Here is a 15,314-nt window from a genome sequence, read left to right as displayed (position 1 = left end):
CGGTGCAGCCGCAAGGTTCCGGACACGAAAACGGGGCGGACCGAATCCTTCGGTCCGCCCCGTTTTCGTTCAGGCGTTACTGCCGCGGCGGCGGCCCACCCTGTCCACCGCCGTACGGCCCTCCGGGCGGCGGCATCGGGCCGCCTGCGGGCGGCTGCGGTGCCCCCGGTGGCGGGGGCGGCGGAGGTGCCTGCTCCCCGCGCCGCTGGAACTCCGGTGCGGGCGGCTCCGGCGAGCGCTTCGGCAGCGGAACCGGCTGGTTCTCCTGCTCCTCTTCCTGATTCCCGCCGCGCAGACTCGACAGCGCTGACGGCACCGAACGCGGACTCGGGGTACTCAGCGGGCCCGGAACTTCCTGCCGTGCCACCGCTTCGGCCGCACGCACAGCTTCGGCCACCTTCGGATCCGTGCTCGTGTCGAACCAGGCCGCCACTTCTTCGTCCTCGATCGGCGGCTGCTCCACGTCCTCGTGCTTCGGCGGTTCGTACCGGAAGACCCCGTCGTCGCCGGGCGCGCCAAGGGTGCGGGCGAAACCTTCCAGGGCCTTGCCGTAGTCGCTGGGCACCAGCCACACCTTGTTCGCGTCGCCCTGCGCCATCTGCGGCAGGGTCTGCAGGTACTGGTATGCCAGCACCTCTGGTGTCGGCCTGCCCGCCTTGATGGCCGCGAACACCTTCTCGATCGCCTTCGCCTGCCCCTGCGCCTGAAGGTAGCGGGCAGCTCGTTCACCCTGCGCCCGTAGGATCCTGGACTGCCGCTCCGCCTCGGCGGCGAGAATGGCCGCCTGCTTGGAACCTTCCGCCGCGAGAATCTGGCTCTGCTTCTGCCCTTCCGCGGTCTTGATCGCGGATTCCCGCTGTCCTTCCGCGGTGAGGATCATCGCGCGCTTCTCTCGGTCGGCGCGCATCTGCTTCTCCATCGAGTCCTGAATGGAGGGTGGCGGGTCGATCGCCTTCAGCTCGACACGAGCGACCCGGATGCCCCACCGGCCCGTGGCTTCGTCCAGAACGCCGCGCAGCTGACCGTTGATCTGATCGCGGGAGGTCAGCGTCTCCTCGAGGCTCATGCCACCCACGAGGTTTCGCAGCGTCGTCGTGGTCAGCTGCTCCACACCGACGATGTAGTTCGAGATCTCGTACACCGCGGCACGCGAGTCGGTGACCTGGAAGTACACGACGGTGTCGATCGACACCGTCAGGTTGTCCTGGGTGATCACCGGCTGCGGCGGGAACGACACCACCTGCTCGCGAAGGTCGATCCTGGCCCGCACCTTGTCCAGGAACGGCACCAGGAAGTTCAGACCGGGCGAGGCGACCGTCCGGAACCGGCCAAGTCGTTCGACGACGGCCGATTGTGCCTGCGGTACCACCATGATGGCCTTCGCGACCGTGACGATCACGAAGAGCGCGATTATCGCGACGACAATTATCGCTGCGGTCCCCAAAACGTTCTCCCCTTCAGACTATTCCGGCCCGGTACGGCCGGATGCGGGTGCTTGGCCCCTGGGTAGGCGGTGTTGTCACAGTTCCGCCGAGACGACCGCGGTGGCTCCGGATATCTCGACAACGGTCACAGACTCACCAGGCTGGATCACCTGACCGTCCGAGAAACTCCGCGCGGACCAGACGTCCCCGGCGAGCTTCACCTGGCCGCTCTGGGCGTCCACCGTCGACAACACGATCGCCTGCGCACCCACCAGTGCGTCGGTGTTGGTCTTCACGCCAGGGCCGGAAAGAAAGCGTCGTTTCAGTGCGGGTCTGGCCAGCACGAGCAAGCCGATGGAGGCGACCGCGAACACTCCGACGTCGATGAAGATGTTGCCGGTCAGTGCCGCGGAGCCGGCGGCCGCCAGCGCTCCGAACCCGAGCATCAGCAGAACGAGGTCGCCGGACAGTACTTCCGCCACCACCAGAGCGATCCCGATGATGAGCCAGATCAGTGCCGGTGTCATGCGGACATGTTGTCAGAAAGTGACGGTTCGCACTAAGTCGGCGACGGGACGTGATCCACGCGTGACCTGGATCGGGCGAGGCTCCCACCTCACTCCTCCGTCACCGTGACGAAATCGATCAACCTCTCCACCGCGCCGATCAACGGTGTTTCCAGATCCCGGAAGGAACTGACGCCGGCCAGCACGCGCTGCCAGCCCTCGTAGGGCTCGCCCCAGCCGAGCGCGGCACAGATCCCCTCCTTCCACTCCACTCCCCTCGGCACCGACGGCCACGAGGAGATGCCCACGGACTCCGGTTTCACCGCCTGCCAGATGTCCACGTACGGATGCCCGGTGACGAGGACGTTGTCGTCCTGGACTGAGTCCACGATGCGCGACTCCTTGCTGCCACGCACCAGGTGATCGACGAGCACGCCGAGTCGCCGTCCGGGGCCGGTACCGAACTCCTCGACCCGCTGTGCGAGTTCGTCCACGCCGTCGAGCGGCTCCACGACGACGCCCTCCACGCGAAGGTCGTGCCCCCACACGCGCTCGACGAGTTCGGCGTCGTGTTTGCCCTCCACCCAGATGCGGGAGTCGCGAGCGGTCCGTGCCTTCAGACCGGCGACCCGTACCGAACCCGAAGCCGAGACCGCGGAAGTCGCCGGAGCGGACTGCGGCAGCGGAACGAGGGTGACCGGTTTGCCCTCCAGCAGGAACGCGGCCGGTCCGAGGGGAAACACCCGGTGTCTGCCGCGCGCGTCCTCGAGCACGGCGTTGCCGTATTCGAGGCGGATCAGTGCACCGCAGAAGCCGCTGGCTGGATCTTCGAGGACCAGTCCGGGTTCCGCGGGAACCTCGGCGACCTTGCGTTTGCGTGGCCCGGCCAGCACGTCGTCATAGGAGTGGGAACGCACGGGCTCAGACGGTATCGGGCCGGGACCGGACTGGCAGCGCGCCACGCCGCGAGCAGGTCAGGCCACGCACTAGGGAATCAGCTTCAACATCGTCTCGGCTTCGCCGGTACGGCCGTGCCTGCGCAGCTGCGCGATCGCCATCAACACCGCGAACGACCGGCACCACGCGGTGAGGCGTTCGACGTCGAGTTCCGGAACGGCCGCGACGAGCGTGGACACACCGTCGTCCAGACTGCCGCCGTGCAACAGCGGCAGCATCGCCCAGTCCGTCGCGTCCGCGGCAGGGTCGCCGAGGCATGGACGCGGATCGATCGCCACGGCGCCCCGGGCGGCCCCGGCGTCCAGCACGTTGTTCGGATGCAGGTCGCCGTGTAACAACCGGACCGGGCCGCTGCTGGCCAGCTCCCTCGCCAGAGCTAGTGATCGAGTGATCGCCGCCGGGTCGATGCCCACACCCTCCGCTCGTCGCGCGAACAGGCCGAAGATGAAGTCGAGCCGCTCGCGCAGGGTGATGAACCCGCCATCGGGAACGGGGGTGGTGGCAAGCTGACCGAGCAACTCCGCGATCTCCGGCACCGGAAAGTGCGGGCCGTGCTCGGCGAGCGGCGTGCCTGGAGCAAGCCCCTCCAACAGGATCGCCCCTTCGGCGGGAGCGGTCTCGAGCAGGTTCACCACCCGGCCGCAACCAGCCCAGACGCGCAGCGCGGCCGCCTCGGTCCGCGCGATCTCGGGCTCGGGGGTCACCTTCAGCACCACGAACATGCCCGAGGTGTCCTCCCCGAGGAACGTGCGGCCGGTGCCACCCGCCACCGAGGAGTGCAGGCGCAGTCCCCAGTGCACCGCAAGATCGGCGATCAGGTCCGGCAGTGCGTCACACCACGGCCCGACGTCTGTGCCGAACCGATCCACCAGCCGGGCGCGAGCCTGCTCGTCGAGCACGAGCGCGGGGTCGATGGCCGTCATGCCCGGTCCTCGAGGACGCGGGTCTCCCCCACGGCCAGTGCCCACAGATCAGCCGCGTCCCGGCCTGCCGTCGCCCACTCCTTGCGGATCAGTTCGAGCGGCTGCTCCACCGGCTCCCTGGTGAGCACGAACGTGCCCCAGTGCATGGCGGCGAGCCTGCGGGCACCGAGATCGCCGAGCGCGCGTACGGCCTCCGCCGGGTCCATGTGCACCGCGCGCATGAACCAGCGCGGCTCATAGGCGCCGATCGGCATCATCGCGACCTCGATTCCTGGATAGCGATCCCCGATCTCGCCGAACCAGGTGCCGTATCCGGAGTCGCCGCAGTGGTAGGACCGCGGTCCGTGTTGCGGCGTGATCACCCAACCACCCCACAGTGACCGGCAGGTGTCGAACATGCTGCGCCTGCTCCAGTGATGTGCCGGCGTGAAGTCGAATCGGACTCCGCCGACCTCGGCGGACTCCCACCAGTCCAGTTCGACGACCTCGCTGAAGCCGCGCTTGCGGAACCAGCGGCCGAGGCCCGCGCCGACCAGGATCGGTGTGTGTCTGGGTAGTTTGCGCACGGTGGGCGCGTCGAGATGATCGTAGTGGTCGTGACTGATCAGGACCGCATCGATCTCGGGCAGGTCCGCCCACGCCACTCCGGGAGGAGTGAGCCGCGGCGGTACCCCTGGGATCTTCGTCGACCACACGGGGTCGGTCAGCACCGAGATGCCCCCGGTTCGCACGAGGTAGGTCGAATGCCCGATCCAGGTCCACGTCGATGTGCCGGGTTCGAGCGAAGGCAGACCACCCCGCAGGACCGGGATCCGGTCGGCGTTGTCGGTCGGCCCGCGGAACCCGCCCTCACGCAGGATTCGGTACAGATCCTGTGGGCGGGGCAACGGCGAGGTCAGCCGGTCGCGGTAGGAGACGCGCGTCATGTGTTCAGCCTGCCATCACCCGCGGGTTCCGGCTCGCGGCACCTTTCCGGTCAACCGCTCCAGGCGCAGCCGCGCCTCGAGTGCCTTGGGCAGCAGGGCACGCATCGTGGGCCGGGCGAGTGCTTCGATGCGCGGCAGGAGGCCGGGAAGCAGCCGTTGGTTACCGGCCGCCATGGCACCCGCGATGTGGATCGCGGCGCGGGGACGGGTGTCGAAAACGCTGTGCGCCACGTCGTCGAACGGCAGCAGGACCGCACCCGGGATCCGCTCGGCCATCCGCCGCAGGACAGGTCGCACCATGCGCATGTCGCGCCGGCCGGAAAGCACCGCGGTGGGCCAGTCGAAGTGCGGTAGTTCATCAGGCAGATGGCGCGGCTCGCCGGCGAACGGCGGAAACCTGCCCGCGATCTTGCCGAACGCCGCTGCTTGGTCCATCGGCAAACCATCTGGCCGTAGCGGGTAGAGATCTCGGAAGTTGATCACGCCTACGAGATCGAACTCCATGAGGTAGCGCTTGGTCTCGTGCAGTTCGGCGTTGCCGAGGCCGGCAAGCCAATTCCAGGTGCCCAACCGCCCTCGCTCGGCGGCGTCGAGCAGCCGCCGGAGCAGGTCTGCGCCACCGAGGTCATAGGCCACCGGCACCACGTCCCCGGTCTCCTCCACGGGGACGACGCCGGTATCGACCAGGGTCCGCAGCCGTTCGGCGAGCGGAGCGGTGACGGGGTCGGTGCCATGCCACAGCAACTCGCGTACATAGGACCTGGCCAGTTCGAACTCACCGGCCTCGGACCAGGTGGAATCGAGCACCATTCCGGCGACCCGCTCCGGGTGGGCGGCCGCGAAGCTCTGCGCGAGGTACCCGCCGTACGACGTGCCGTACACAACTGCCCGTGCGATGCCTTCCGCATCGAGCACCGCCGCCAGATCGGCGACCACGGCATCGATGTTCAGTGCCGCGCGCGGAAGATCGGCTCCTGCGGTATCCGTGCGGGACAGACCGACCCCACGATGCTCGACCATGATCGTGTCGAGCCCGTACTTCGCCGCGAGGGGGCGGAAACGCAGGTACGGGTACACCGCTCCCAGCCCGGGGCCGCCCGGGATGAACAGCACCGGAGTGTCCGCACGGGGACCGGTACGGACATAGGTCAAGTCGAATTCGATGCCATCGGCGGCCGGGCGGCGTACGGACGTGACCCCCGGTTGCCGTCGCAACCGCTCGCCGAGCTCATCGACTGACCTGTCCATGACACCTCCCAGTTCCAGGGTTAGCACGTCTCGGGCCGAAACGCCGCCGACCAGGAGGGGTGGCTCGTCCCTAGAACAGGGGCCAGGGAATCGCTCGCCATTCGTCGCTGGGCGCGGGAAACACCGGATGCGCGAGCAGACGGCCCGCGCGTTCGCCGACGGCCGCGACCTCGGCGGGTGTCAGGTGCTGGCCGAGCGCCCGTCCCAGATCACCGTCGAGTGCCCGCCGCAACCCGTGCAGCTTCTCCACGACGTCGTCGTCGAGCGCGTTCCCCACCCAGCCCCAGAGCACGGTGCGGAGTTTGGGGTCCGGATGCAGGCAGATGCCGTGATCCACCCCATAGACGCGGCCGTCAATCCCGGCCAGCACATGCCCACCCTTGCGGTCGGTGTTGTTCACCACGACGTCGAGCACCGCGAGTTCGCGCATGCCGGGGCGATCGGCGTGGGCCAGTACCGCCGGTTCGCCCGTGCGGTCATGCGCGTGCAGGACGACGCGCCAGTCCTCGGGGACGTCGTCGGGTGAGCGCACGTCGACGAGTTCGTCGTCACCGGTTTCCACCCAAAGCTGGACCATGCCCTGACCGAACGGGCCGTCGCGCAGGGCGGTCGGCGGTATCGCGCCGAGGTCCACGGCCTCGGCGACAAGGTAGGTCGCCACCTCGCGGCCCGCCAGTGTGCCATCAGGGAAGTCCCACAGCGGTCGTTCCCCGGCCACGGGCTTGTACACCGCGTTCGCCTGCACGCCGTCCAGTTCGATCGTGCAGAACAGGGTGACGTTGGAGGCGTCCACCAGCCTGCCCTCGACCTCCAGCCGGCCCTGCGCGACGAGGTCCTTCGCGGCGGGGTCCTTCGGGTCGATCTCGGGCGAGCTCATTCCTCGGTGAGGTCTGAGTCGCGCCGGTAGCCGTTCTGCCTCGGGCAGATGTGCCCATCCGGGTCCAGCGGTTCCCCGCACAGCGGGCACGGCTTGCGCCCCGCGTTGACGACGCGCTCGGCACGTTCGGCGAACGCCCTGGCCGCGGCGGGTTCAAGGAACACGCGGACGGCGTCCGGGCCCTCTTCGGTGTCATCGAGCACGACGGTCTCGTCGACCTCGCCCTCGGTGATCGCCAGCAGTTCGATCACCACGGCGCTGCTCTCGGCGTCCCAGCCGAGGCCCATCGTGCCGACGCGGAACTCCTCCTCGACCGGAACGCTCAGCGGCTCGACGTCCCGCAGTTCCTCGGGAACCTCGTCGGGGACCTCGGCGCCGAATCGGTTCGACACTTCTTCGAGCAGGGAGCTGAGACGCTCGGCGAGAACAGCGACCTGTTGTTTCTCGATCGTCACGCTGATCGTGCGGACGTCCTCGGACGCCTGGAGGTAGAACGTGCGGTCACCGGGTTCCCCGACGGTGCCCGCTACGAAGCGGTCGGGTTGGCGGAAGACATGAATGACGCGAGCCATGGCACTGATGACCCTAAGCCACGCCTCCATGATCGGCATCCGCCGCCCCCTCTCCACCCAGAAGTCGATGCGACCGGCGACCCTTTCGCTCTAGGGTGGCGTGATGCCGAGGATCACCGCGAACGGATCATGGACCTCTCCCATCGGCGCCGCTGACGTCGCGGCAGCCGGGGGTACCGCGCAATGGCTCGAGGTGGTGGACGGCGAGACCTGGTGGGCGCAATCCCGTCCTGCGGAGGGCGGCAGGGTCGCGCTGCTGCGCGCCAGCGGTGGTGCTGTGACGGAGGTGCTGCCCGCGCCGTGGAACGTGCGCAACCGGGTGCACGAGTACGGCGGCCGCCCCTGGGTGGTCGTCGGCGACCTGCTGTTCTTCACACACTGGGACGATCAGCGCGTCTACGCCATGGACCGCACCGCTGGAACGGTGGAACCGATCACCCCGAAACCGGCCGACACGCACGGTGTCCGGTACGGGGATCTGCGTGCGGGCCTCGACGGCGAGGTGTGGGCCGTCCGGGAGCGCAGTACCGGCCCCCGCAGGGCGGATGTCGCCCGTGACCTCGTCGCGCTGTCCCCTGCCGGTGCGCAGCCGCGGACGCTCGCGGCGACCCATCACTTCCTCACCTCGCCGCAGATCTCCCCCGACGGCAGGCGTGCGGCCTGGCTCGGCTGGGATCACCCCGCGATGCCATGGGACGGCACACAGCTGTGTGTCGCCGATATCGAGCCGGACGGCACCTTCGCCGCGCACCGGGTACTCGCGGGGGGCCCGGACGTGTCGGTCTGCCAGCTGGACTGGGAGACGGAGGACACGCTGCTGGCACTCCTCGACCCCGAGGGGTGGTGGAACCTGCACAGAGTGACCCTCGACGGCGAGATCACGAACCTGGCGCCCGTGCCGGCCGAACTCGGCGGTGCGCTCTGGCGAATCGGCTCCCGCTGGTTCGCTCCGCTGGGCGGCGGCAGGCACGCGGTGCTGAGCTCCGGCAGGCTGGCGGTGCTGGACGAGAACACCGCGACGGTCAGCCCTGTCGAGGAGGCTGCCGAACTCGTGTCCTGGTCGCCCGCCTTCGCGGTGCGCGACGACACAGTGGTGGGCGTGGCGGCGGGTGCCATGAGCGAAGGCGCGGTAGTGCAGGTCGACCTGCGCTCGGGGACGATCACCGAGCTCGCGCGGTCCGAGGTGAACACGGCCCATCTGCCCGACCCGGCCTACCTCCCCACACCGCGGGAGCGGACCTTCCGCTCGCGTTCCGGGGAGGACATCCACGCCTATGTCTATCCGCCCGCGAATCCCGACCACAGCGCTCCCGCGGACGAGTTGACGCCCTACCTGGTACACGTGCACGGCGGGCCGACGGGTCGGGCGTTCGGAGTGCTCGATCTCGACTTCGCGTACTTCACCAGCCGGGGTATCGGCGTCGTCGCGGTGAACTACGGCGGCTCGACCGGGTACGGCCGTCGCTACCGGGAACGGCTACGAGAGCAGTGGGGTGTGGTGGACGTGCAGGACTGTGTCGACGTCGCGGAGGCGCTGGTAGCCGAGGGGATCGCCGATCCGAACCGGCTGGCCGTCCGGGGTGGCAGCGCGGGGGGTTTCACCTCAGCCGCGTCGATGACCACCGTGCGCACCTACCGCGCGGGCACCGCGCAGTTCCCGATCCTCGACCTTCTGAGCTGGACCGGTCAGGGGGGCGAGACCCACGACTTCGAGTCGCGCTACCTCGACAGCCTGGTCGGGCCGCTGCCGCAGGCTCAGCGGCGGTACGAAGAACGCTCGCCGATCAACAACACCGACGCACTGGCCGGGCCGGTGCTGTTCCTGCAGGGTCTCGAGGACGAGATCTGCCCGCCCGAGCAGGCGGACCGGTTCGTCGCCGCCCTTGACGGCAGCGGCGTTCCGCACGCCTACCTCACGTTCCCCGGCGAGCAGCACGGCTTCCGCAGGGCGGAAACGATCATCGCGGCACTGGAGGCTGAACTGTCCTTCTACGGCCAGGTGTTCGGCTTCGACACGCCGGACGTGCCCACTGTCGAACTGCGCTCGTGACGTCCACGCCGATGACCGCGATCAGGCCGCGCCGGCTTCGCCGAGGTGACACCGTCGCCCTGGTGGCACCCGCGGGACCGGTCCCCCGAGACCTGCTCGACCGGGCCGTGCCGGTACTGCGCTCCTGGGGCCTGACGGTGCGGGTGTTCGACTCGGTGCACGCGGGGAACCCGACCTTCGACTACCTGGCCGGAACCGACGAGGACCGGGCCGCTGATTTCCAGCAGGCCTGGCTGGACCCGGCCGTGTCGGCGGTGTTCGCGGCCCGGGGCGGCTATGGCTGCATGCGGATGGTCGACCTCGTCGACTGGGCGAGACTGCGTGCCGCCGGGCCGAAGCTGTTCGCGGGGTCCAGCGACACGACCGCCCTGCACGAGGCCATCGGGGTCCATCTCGGTGTCAGCACGTTGTTCTCACCGATGCCCGCGACCGCACACTTCGACGAACTGGCCGCCGCCGGTCTGCGCCGCATGCTGTTCGAACCGGAACTCGCCATGGAGCTGCGTGGGCCCTCGTCCGGCGCGCTCCGGGGTGGGAGTGCCACCGGGGTGACCGTCGGCGGCAATCTCAGCCTGCTCGTGGCGAGCGTCGGCGCCCCCGAACACCGGCGAGCCCGTGGGGGCATCGCCCTGCTGGAGGACGTGACGGAGAATCTCTACCGCATTGATCGGCTGCTCACCCAGCTTCTGCGGGTGGGCTGGTTCGACGGCGTGGCCGGCATCGCACTCGGCTCGTGGACCGACTGCGGCCAACCGGAGGACATCCGCTCGCTGATGCTCGACCGGCTCGGTCCGCTCGGTGTGCCCATCGTCAGTGAGCTGGGTTTCGGGCACCACAACGGTGCCCTCACCGTGCCACTCGGTGTTCGGGCGAGGCTCGATGCCGATGCTGGGTCCCTCACCCTGCTCGATCCCGCGCTCGGCTAGCAGCCGGTCACGGGAGTGTGCTGCCGCCCGCCTGCCAGCACGAGTCGCACGTCGCGTACCGCGTCGAGGTCGGCGACCGGATCGCCGCCGACGACAAGTACGTCGGCACGATAGCCGGGGGCGAGCCTGCCGGTGTGGGTCCCCAGATGTAGTGCCTCCGCGGCATCGCGGGTCGCCATGTCCAGGATCTGCTCGCCGGGGAATCCGAGGAAGCGGTAGAAGTCCAGACTGCCTGCGAAGTTGTCGAACACGGCGTTGGGGACGCCCGCGTCGGTACCGGCGATCAGCCGGACGCCCTGCTCCGACATCCAGCGCACCCGGCCGAAGATCTCGGCGGCCCGGTCCTCGCCGAAGCGCTCGGCGAACTTCCGCCAGTTCGGGCTCGCCCCGGTACACACGGCGATCCCCTTGGCGGCGATCTCGGTCACCACGTCCTCGAGCACCTCGAAACCGTTCTCGGCCATCCAGGTGCAGTGCTCGATGGTGTCCACCCCCGCGGCCACGGAGTCGGCGATCCCAGCGCTGCCATGTGCATGTGCGGCGACCGGAAGGCCAAGGCCGTGCGCCTCTTCCACGGCAACGCGAATATCGTCGAAGCCGAACTGCGACTCCCAGGTCTCTGCGCCGCCCTTGGTGAGGCCGCCGCCGGTGACCATCACCTTGATCACCTCGGCGCCGCGAGCCGCGTTTTCCCGCACCATCGCGCGGATCTCCTGCTCTCCGCTGACTTCGCCGCCGAGGAACCAGCAGTGACCCCCGGGCACGGTCAGCGGCACGGTGGCGGCCACGATGCGCGGTCCCGGGTGCTCACCCTGCTCTATCGCGTCCCTGAGCCGGACGGCGAGCGCCCCCCTGTCACCGAGGTCACGAACGGTGGTCACCCCGTTGTCGAGCAGTTGCCGCGCGCGCTCGGCCATACCGGCGAGCAGGGCCTTGTCGTCCAGTTCGCGCACGTTCGTCACCGGGTCGGCACTCGCGTCGAACGCCAGATGAACGTGACAATCGATCAGGCCGGGCAGCACCGTGCAACCGGGGAAGTCCCGACGCTTCGTGGTGCCGGAAACGCGGGTCTCCAGCTCGGCTCGGGGCCCGACGGCGACGATCTCGGCGCCGTCCACCAGCACCGCGCCGTCGGTGATGCGAGTTCCCGCAGGCCCTGCCAGCACCTGGTCCGCGGTGATCAGAGTTTCCACCGTGCCCAACTTCCTTTCCGTCACCCGGCCAGAGCCGGACCTCACACGGGCCGAGCGCGAAGGGCCTCGGCGAGATCGATCAGTTCCCGCACGTCGTCGTCGAGTCCCTCACCGGCGGGCATCGCCACTCGCGACGCGCGAGCGTCGACGATTTCGCCTTCGGCGCGTGCCTTCAGTGCGGTGCGCAGCAGCTCGGCCAGTTCGGCGGGGCTGGCGGGCCTGTCCGCGGGCTGACCGGATTTGGCTCGTTCCTGCGCCAGGTAGGGACTCAGCCACACCAGGCCGTCCCTGCACTCGATGACCCTGCGGTAGTACCTGCGATGCACCCCGCGCAGACTCAACCGGTCGCGGCGGCCCGCGGCGGGCACCCTGCCCAGCACGTGCTCGGGGTAGGCGCCGTGCAGCAGAGTCCATAGTGGACGGAGCTGGTGATACTGCCTGCGGTGCTGCCACCACACGCGGCCCGCCGCCCAGCGCGTGGCCACCGCGGGGTAGATGACGCCGATGACGAACAGCGGAATCGCGATCATCAGGATGGCGCTGGCGGTCGCCGAGATCGCCGGTGGCGGAGTGCCACCCTGCCAGCGGACCACCACCAGCACACTGCGTACGCCACTGGCGAGCACCATGGCGGCCATGCCGGTCGCCGCGATTCGCAGCCCGGTCGACAGCGGTCTGCGCGAGGATCCGGCGTAACGCAGGGTGGACCGCAGTGCCATCGCGATCGCGTACAAGAGGTACAGGCCGCCGAAGAAGTAGAACGCCGCCACGGCGGTGTGGCTCATGTCCCCGGTGTCGAACGTGTGAGCGCGCAGAGCGGGCGGCGTGGCGAGGGTGGCGGTGGTGATCGCGGCGATGGAGAACGCGAGCGGCAGCAACTCCCAGCGTGCGCGGCGCCGCCCGTCCTCGGCGTCTTCGGCGGAGAACAGGTAGAAGCACATCAGCCAGTACACGGCGATCAGCAGCAGCACGTTCTGTGCCCACTTGGCGGTGCCCGGTGCGATCAGTGCGTCGGCCCAGCGTGCGCCCGCGGGTAGCCCGAACGGGAAGGCGATCGCGGCGGAGACGAGACAGAACGTCACCGCCCGCAACGGGAGGTCGTGCGGTGCGCGCACGACCTGGCGCAGCTTCCACACCACGGCAGCCAGCAGGAGCACCCCGAATGCGATGCTGAACGGACTCACAGCCACCCCTGTCGTCAGGTTCTCCGGGGAGTGACCTTACTGCACCACGGAGTGACGAAACCGCACTGGTAACACCCCGAGTTGACACTTCCGACGGGTGAGTTGGCAGTTCCGGCGCCCGAGTTGGCGCTTCCCCTAGCCTTGGCACCATGCGACTCGACCGGGATGAGGCCCGTGCGCGGTTCGGCTCCGCGAGGGTCGCCAGGTTCGCGACCGTGAGCGCGGACGGGCGTCCGCATCTGGTGCCGGTGACGTTCGCAGTGGTCGACGACCAGATCGTCTTCGCCGTCGACCACAAGCCCAAACGGACCACGAACCTGCGCAGGCTGCGCAATGTCGCTGACAACCCGGCGGTCTGCTTCCTCGTCGACCATTACGCGGAGGACTGGGACCACCTGTGGTGGGTGCGCGCCGACGGCACCGCCGAGGTACTCGACATGACGGCCGGAAACGCGAGCACGGCCAAGGCGCTGGACGCGCTGTCGGCGAAGTACCAGCAGTACCGAGCCCACCCCCCGGCGGGCCCCATGGTCCGCACCACAGTCACACACTGGTCCGGCTGGTCCGCCACCTGACCCGTCCAACCTTGGGTTGGCTGCAAGTACTACCAAGCAAGATCAAGTCCGTCGCCAACCGCTACCAAGCCGCGCCGCCTCGAACCCTGGTTGGTGGCAGAAAAAGCGGTACTCGATCTTGCTTGGTAGTACTTGCAGACGCACCAACCGTGTGCGGGAGGGCGGGATCAGGGGCGGTGGGCGGGGCCGGAGTTCGCGCGGGTTGGGGTTTGGGGCGCGCCGGATTCCTCGGGGTCGGCCGGGTCCTTGTTTTCGGCCTCTTCGTCGGCTTTGCGCCATGCGGCGATCAGCCCCAGCGGATCCGGCCGGAGCAGCGACGCCGCGGCATAGAGGCTGGCGGCGAGGACGATCGCGATGAACCACCAGTCGTAGAGCGCCTGCTCCCCCGTCGGGTAGTAGACCAGCACGAGGACCACCGAGACCGCGACCACGATCGCCAGGTGCCTGCGCTGCCACGGGAACGTCGAGGCGATCACGAAGCCCCACGTGAGGTACCAGGGCAGGGTGGGTGGCGCGAAGATCGCCACCGCGAGCAGCGTCATGGCCATCCGCATGATCGCCTCGTTGCCGCCGTGGCGCGCCAGCCACCACTGCCGGACCGCGAACGCGGCCAACGCCACGTACGCGATGAGCCGCGCGACCGTGACGAACGGCGAGGACGGCACGTCGACCAGCAGGTGCACGAGGTTGTAGACGATCTCACCGATCCCGGTCGGGAAGTTCAGCCAGTTCGTGATCAGCGTGGGTGCTTCCATCCCACTGATCCAGCCGAGGTTGAACGAGCCGAGGGACAGCCAGGTTCCTGACACGAACACCACACCGAAGATCCCCAGGGACGGCGTGATCGCACGGAAGAAGTTGCGTCGAAGGTTGTCGCCTGGAAGGTGATTGGCCCAGATCCACACGAGGAACGGCAGGGCCACCGCCGCGGTCGGCTTTATCAGCATTCCCACGGTGACCAGGACGATCGCCAGCGCGTGCTTGCGTTCCAGCGCGGCGAGCACACCGATGGTCAGGAAGCCCAGCATCAGCAGGTCGTTGTGCGGCCCGCCGACGAGGTGGATCACGGTCATCGGGCTCGCGACGGCGAGCCACATCGTGACCGGCAGCCGGCCACCGAGGTGCCGGACGAGCCTGGGCAACGCCCAGAGCATCATGCCGAGACCGATCAGCAGCACCAGCCGGGTGATGACCACGCCGAGGATCATGTTGTTGCCGGTGAAGGACACGATCCCCTTGGCCACCAACAGGAACAGCGGTCCGTAGGGGGCGGGAGTCGTCTGCCACAGTGAATGGACGTTCTGCACGACGTCGGGCAGGACGTCGAGTTCGGCAGGGCCGTTCGCATACGGGTCGAGCCCGTAGAGCAGCTGGGCTCCCTGGCCGAGGTAGGAGAAGACGTCCCTGGTGAACAACGGCGGCGAGATCAGCAGTGGCGCCATCCAGCAGCCTGCGGCGATCAGCACCGGCCGCGTCCCGACCCGGTGCGCGAGAACGTACCGGCCGAGCCGCACCCAGGCCCAGACCACCAGTGCGAAGCCCACGTACAACAGCGCCGTCGCGAGTGCCTTGCCGTGGCCGTACCGGATCCAGGACAGCGGACCGTGCCCGAGCACGGGGTCCCGGATCAGAATGCCTCCCGCACCGAGTGCGGCGACCATGAGCAGCGTGCTGCCGACGGCGCCCATGGCGATCGTGCGGTACGGGAATCGCGAGGCGTCGCCGCCACCGGCGGTGGCGGGCTCTTCGGTCGGCGTAGCGGCAGCCGTGTCGCTGGAGCCGCGGTCGGCTCCAGCGGATCCGGCCCCCGGAACGGGGTCTGTGGAGGTGGCCATGTCGGTTGTTGAGATTACACACCGGCTGGTGGACCCGGTCGGGAACGGGCGGTTTGCGCCCCCTGCCAGCTCGGCACTTTCCCGGGAAAGTGCCGCTGTACGCCATCCTCGGCCGGGG

General features: G+C 69.0%; 14 protein-coding genes. 3 read left to right on the top strand and 11 right to left on the bottom strand.

The features are described 5' to 3' along the window. Positions 1-76: 76 nt before the first annotated feature. The 8 genes from BM199_RS25040 to BM199_RS25005 all read right to left on the bottom strand — a co-directional run bounded on the left by BM199_RS25040 (position 77) and on the right by BM199_RS25005 (position 7,433). A complete protein-coding gene (locus tag BM199_RS25040) occupies positions 77-1,372 on the bottom strand; it encodes an SPFH domain-containing protein (RefSeq protein WP_177242789.1) in 1,296 nt (431 codons plus the stop codon). Between the two features lie 147 nt (positions 1,373-1,519). After that, the gene (locus tag BM199_RS25035; protein WP_091676179.1) at positions 1,520-1,951 is read right to left on the bottom strand and encodes an NfeD family protein; all 432 of its coding nucleotides are present in this window, start codon (positions 1,949-1,951) and stop codon (positions 1,520-1,522) included. Positions 1,952-2,040: 89 nt separating this feature from the next. Beyond that, positions 2,041-2,847 (bottom strand): DUF3097 domain-containing protein, encoded by an 807-nt coding sequence (locus BM199_RS25030; RefSeq protein WP_091676176.1) that lies wholly within the window; start codon positions 2,845-2,847, stop codon positions 2,041-2,043. A 69-nt stretch (positions 2,848-2,916) separates the two neighbouring features. Beyond that, positions 2,917-3,810, bottom strand: a complete 894-nt coding sequence (locus BM199_RS25025) for an aminoglycoside phosphotransferase family protein (RefSeq protein ID WP_091676174.1) — start codon at positions 3,808-3,810, stop codon at positions 2,917-2,919. Then, positions 3,807-4,736: an MBL fold metallo-hydrolase gene (locus BM199_RS25020; protein WP_091676171.1), complete on the bottom strand. Its 930-nt coding sequence runs from the start codon at positions 4,734-4,736 to the stop codon at positions 3,807-3,809. Before BM199_RS25020 ends, BM199_RS25025 begins: the two co-directional genes overlap by 4 nt. A gap of 15 nt (positions 4,737-4,751) precedes the next feature. After that, the gene (locus tag BM199_RS25015) at positions 4,752-5,984 is read right to left on the bottom strand and encodes an alpha/beta hydrolase (protein ID WP_091676168.1); all 1,233 of its coding nucleotides are present in this window, start codon (positions 5,982-5,984) and stop codon (positions 4,752-4,754) included. A 70-nt stretch (positions 5,985-6,054) separates the two neighbouring features. Next, entirely contained in the window at positions 6,055-6,861 is an 807-nt protein-coding gene (locus BM199_RS25010) for an SCO1664 family protein (RefSeq protein ID WP_091676165.1), read from the bottom strand. Next, the gene (locus tag BM199_RS25005) at positions 6,858-7,433 is read right to left on the bottom strand and encodes a DUF3090 domain-containing protein (RefSeq protein WP_091676163.1); all 576 of its coding nucleotides are present in this window, start codon (positions 7,431-7,433) and stop codon (positions 6,858-6,860) included. The genes BM199_RS25010 and BM199_RS25005 overlap by 4 nt, the downstream gene beginning before the upstream one ends. A 103-nt stretch (positions 7,434-7,536) precedes the next feature. Between BM199_RS25005 and BM199_RS25000 the strand changes: the two genes are divergently transcribed. Together BM199_RS25000 and BM199_RS24995 are read left to right on the top strand one after the other, a co-directional pair. Continuing rightward, positions 7,537-9,483 (top strand): prolyl oligopeptidase family serine peptidase, encoded by a 1,947-nt coding sequence (locus BM199_RS25000; protein WP_091676160.1) that lies wholly within the window; start codon positions 7,537-7,539, stop codon positions 9,481-9,483. A 20-nt stretch (positions 9,484-9,503) separates the two neighbouring features. Next, positions 9,504-10,409, top strand: coding sequence for a S66 peptidase family protein (locus BM199_RS24995; protein WP_091676411.1), 906 nt, complete (start codon positions 9,504-9,506; stop codon positions 10,407-10,409). On the opposite strand, the gene BM199_RS24990 is transcribed toward BM199_RS24995, so the two are convergent. Both BM199_RS24990 and BM199_RS24985 read right to left on the bottom strand, forming a co-directional pair. Then, the gene (locus BM199_RS24990; RefSeq protein WP_218160433.1) at positions 10,406-11,602 is read right to left on the bottom strand and encodes an amidohydrolase family protein; all 1,197 of its coding nucleotides are present in this window, start codon (positions 11,600-11,602) and stop codon (positions 10,406-10,408) included. The two genes, BM199_RS24995 and BM199_RS24990, sit on opposite strands and share 4 nt — an antisense overlap. 41 nt (positions 11,603-11,643) lie before the next feature. Then, a complete protein-coding gene (locus BM199_RS24985) occupies positions 11,644-12,786 on the bottom strand; it encodes an MAB_1171c family putative transporter (RefSeq protein ID WP_091676157.1) in 1,143 nt (380 codons plus the stop codon). A 149-nt stretch (positions 12,787-12,935) separates the two neighbouring features. On the opposite strand from BM199_RS24985, the gene BM199_RS24980 reads away from it, so the two are divergent. Next, entirely contained in the window at positions 12,936-13,361 is a 426-nt protein-coding gene (locus BM199_RS24980) for a TIGR03668 family PPOX class F420-dependent oxidoreductase (RefSeq protein ID WP_091676155.1), read from the top strand. Between the two features lie 167 nt (positions 13,362-13,528). Here the strand turns inward: BM199_RS24980 and mptB are convergent, their stop codons facing one another. Next, positions 13,529-15,196, bottom strand: coding sequence for a polyprenol phosphomannose-dependent alpha 1,6 mannosyltransferase MptB (mptB, locus tag BM199_RS24975; RefSeq protein ID WP_091676152.1), 1,668 nt, complete (start codon positions 15,194-15,196; stop codon positions 13,529-13,531). Positions 15,197-15,314 lie beyond the last annotated feature (118 nt).

Origin of the sequence: Amycolatopsis marina (assembly GCF_900111885.1) — a bacterium.
GTDB lineage: Bacteria > Actinomycetota > Actinomycetes > Mycobacteriales > Pseudonocardiaceae > Amycolatopsis > Amycolatopsis marina.
This window is presented reverse-complemented; position numbering and strand designations above follow the sequence as displayed.

What these genes read in the sequence shown, in the direction of transcription:
- BM199_RS25040 (WP_177242789.1), bottom strand. Translation starts at nt 1,372, where the DNA reads ATGGTGGTACCGCAGGCACAATCGGCCGTCGTCGAACGACTTGGCCGG.
- BM199_RS25035 (WP_091676179.1), bottom strand. Translation starts at nt 1,951, where the DNA reads ATGACACCGGCACTGATCTGGCTCATCATCGGGATCGCTCTGGTGGTG.
- BM199_RS25025 (WP_091676174.1), bottom strand. Translation starts at nt 3,810, where the DNA reads ATGACGGCCATCGACCCCGCGCTCGTGCTCGACGAGCAGGCTCGCGCC.
- BM199_RS25020 (WP_091676171.1), bottom strand. Translation starts at nt 4,736, where the DNA reads ATGACGCGCGTCTCCTACCGCGACCGGCTGACCTCGCCGTTGCCCCGC.
- BM199_RS25015 (WP_091676168.1), bottom strand. Translation starts at nt 5,984, where the DNA reads ATGGACAGGTCAGTCGATGAGCTCGGCGAGCGGTTGCGACGGCAACCG.
- BM199_RS25010 (WP_091676165.1), bottom strand. Translation starts at nt 6,861, where the DNA reads ATGAGCTCGCCCGAGATCGACCCGAAGGACCCCGCCGCGAAGGACCTC.
- BM199_RS25005 (WP_091676163.1), bottom strand. Translation starts at nt 7,433, where the DNA reads ATGGCTCGCGTCATTCATGTCTTCCGCCAACCCGACCGCTTCGTAGCG.
- BM199_RS25000 (WP_091676160.1), top strand. Translation starts at nt 7,537, where the DNA reads ATGCCGAGGATCACCGCGAACGGATCATGGACCTCTCCCATCGGCGCC.
- BM199_RS24980 (WP_091676155.1), top strand. Translation starts at nt 12,936, where the DNA reads ATGCGACTCGACCGGGATGAGGCCCGTGCGCGGTTCGGCTCCGCGAGG.
- mptB (WP_091676152.1), bottom strand. Translation starts at nt 15,196, where the DNA reads ATGGCCACCTCCACAGACCCCGTTCCGGGGGCCGGATCCGCTGGAGCC.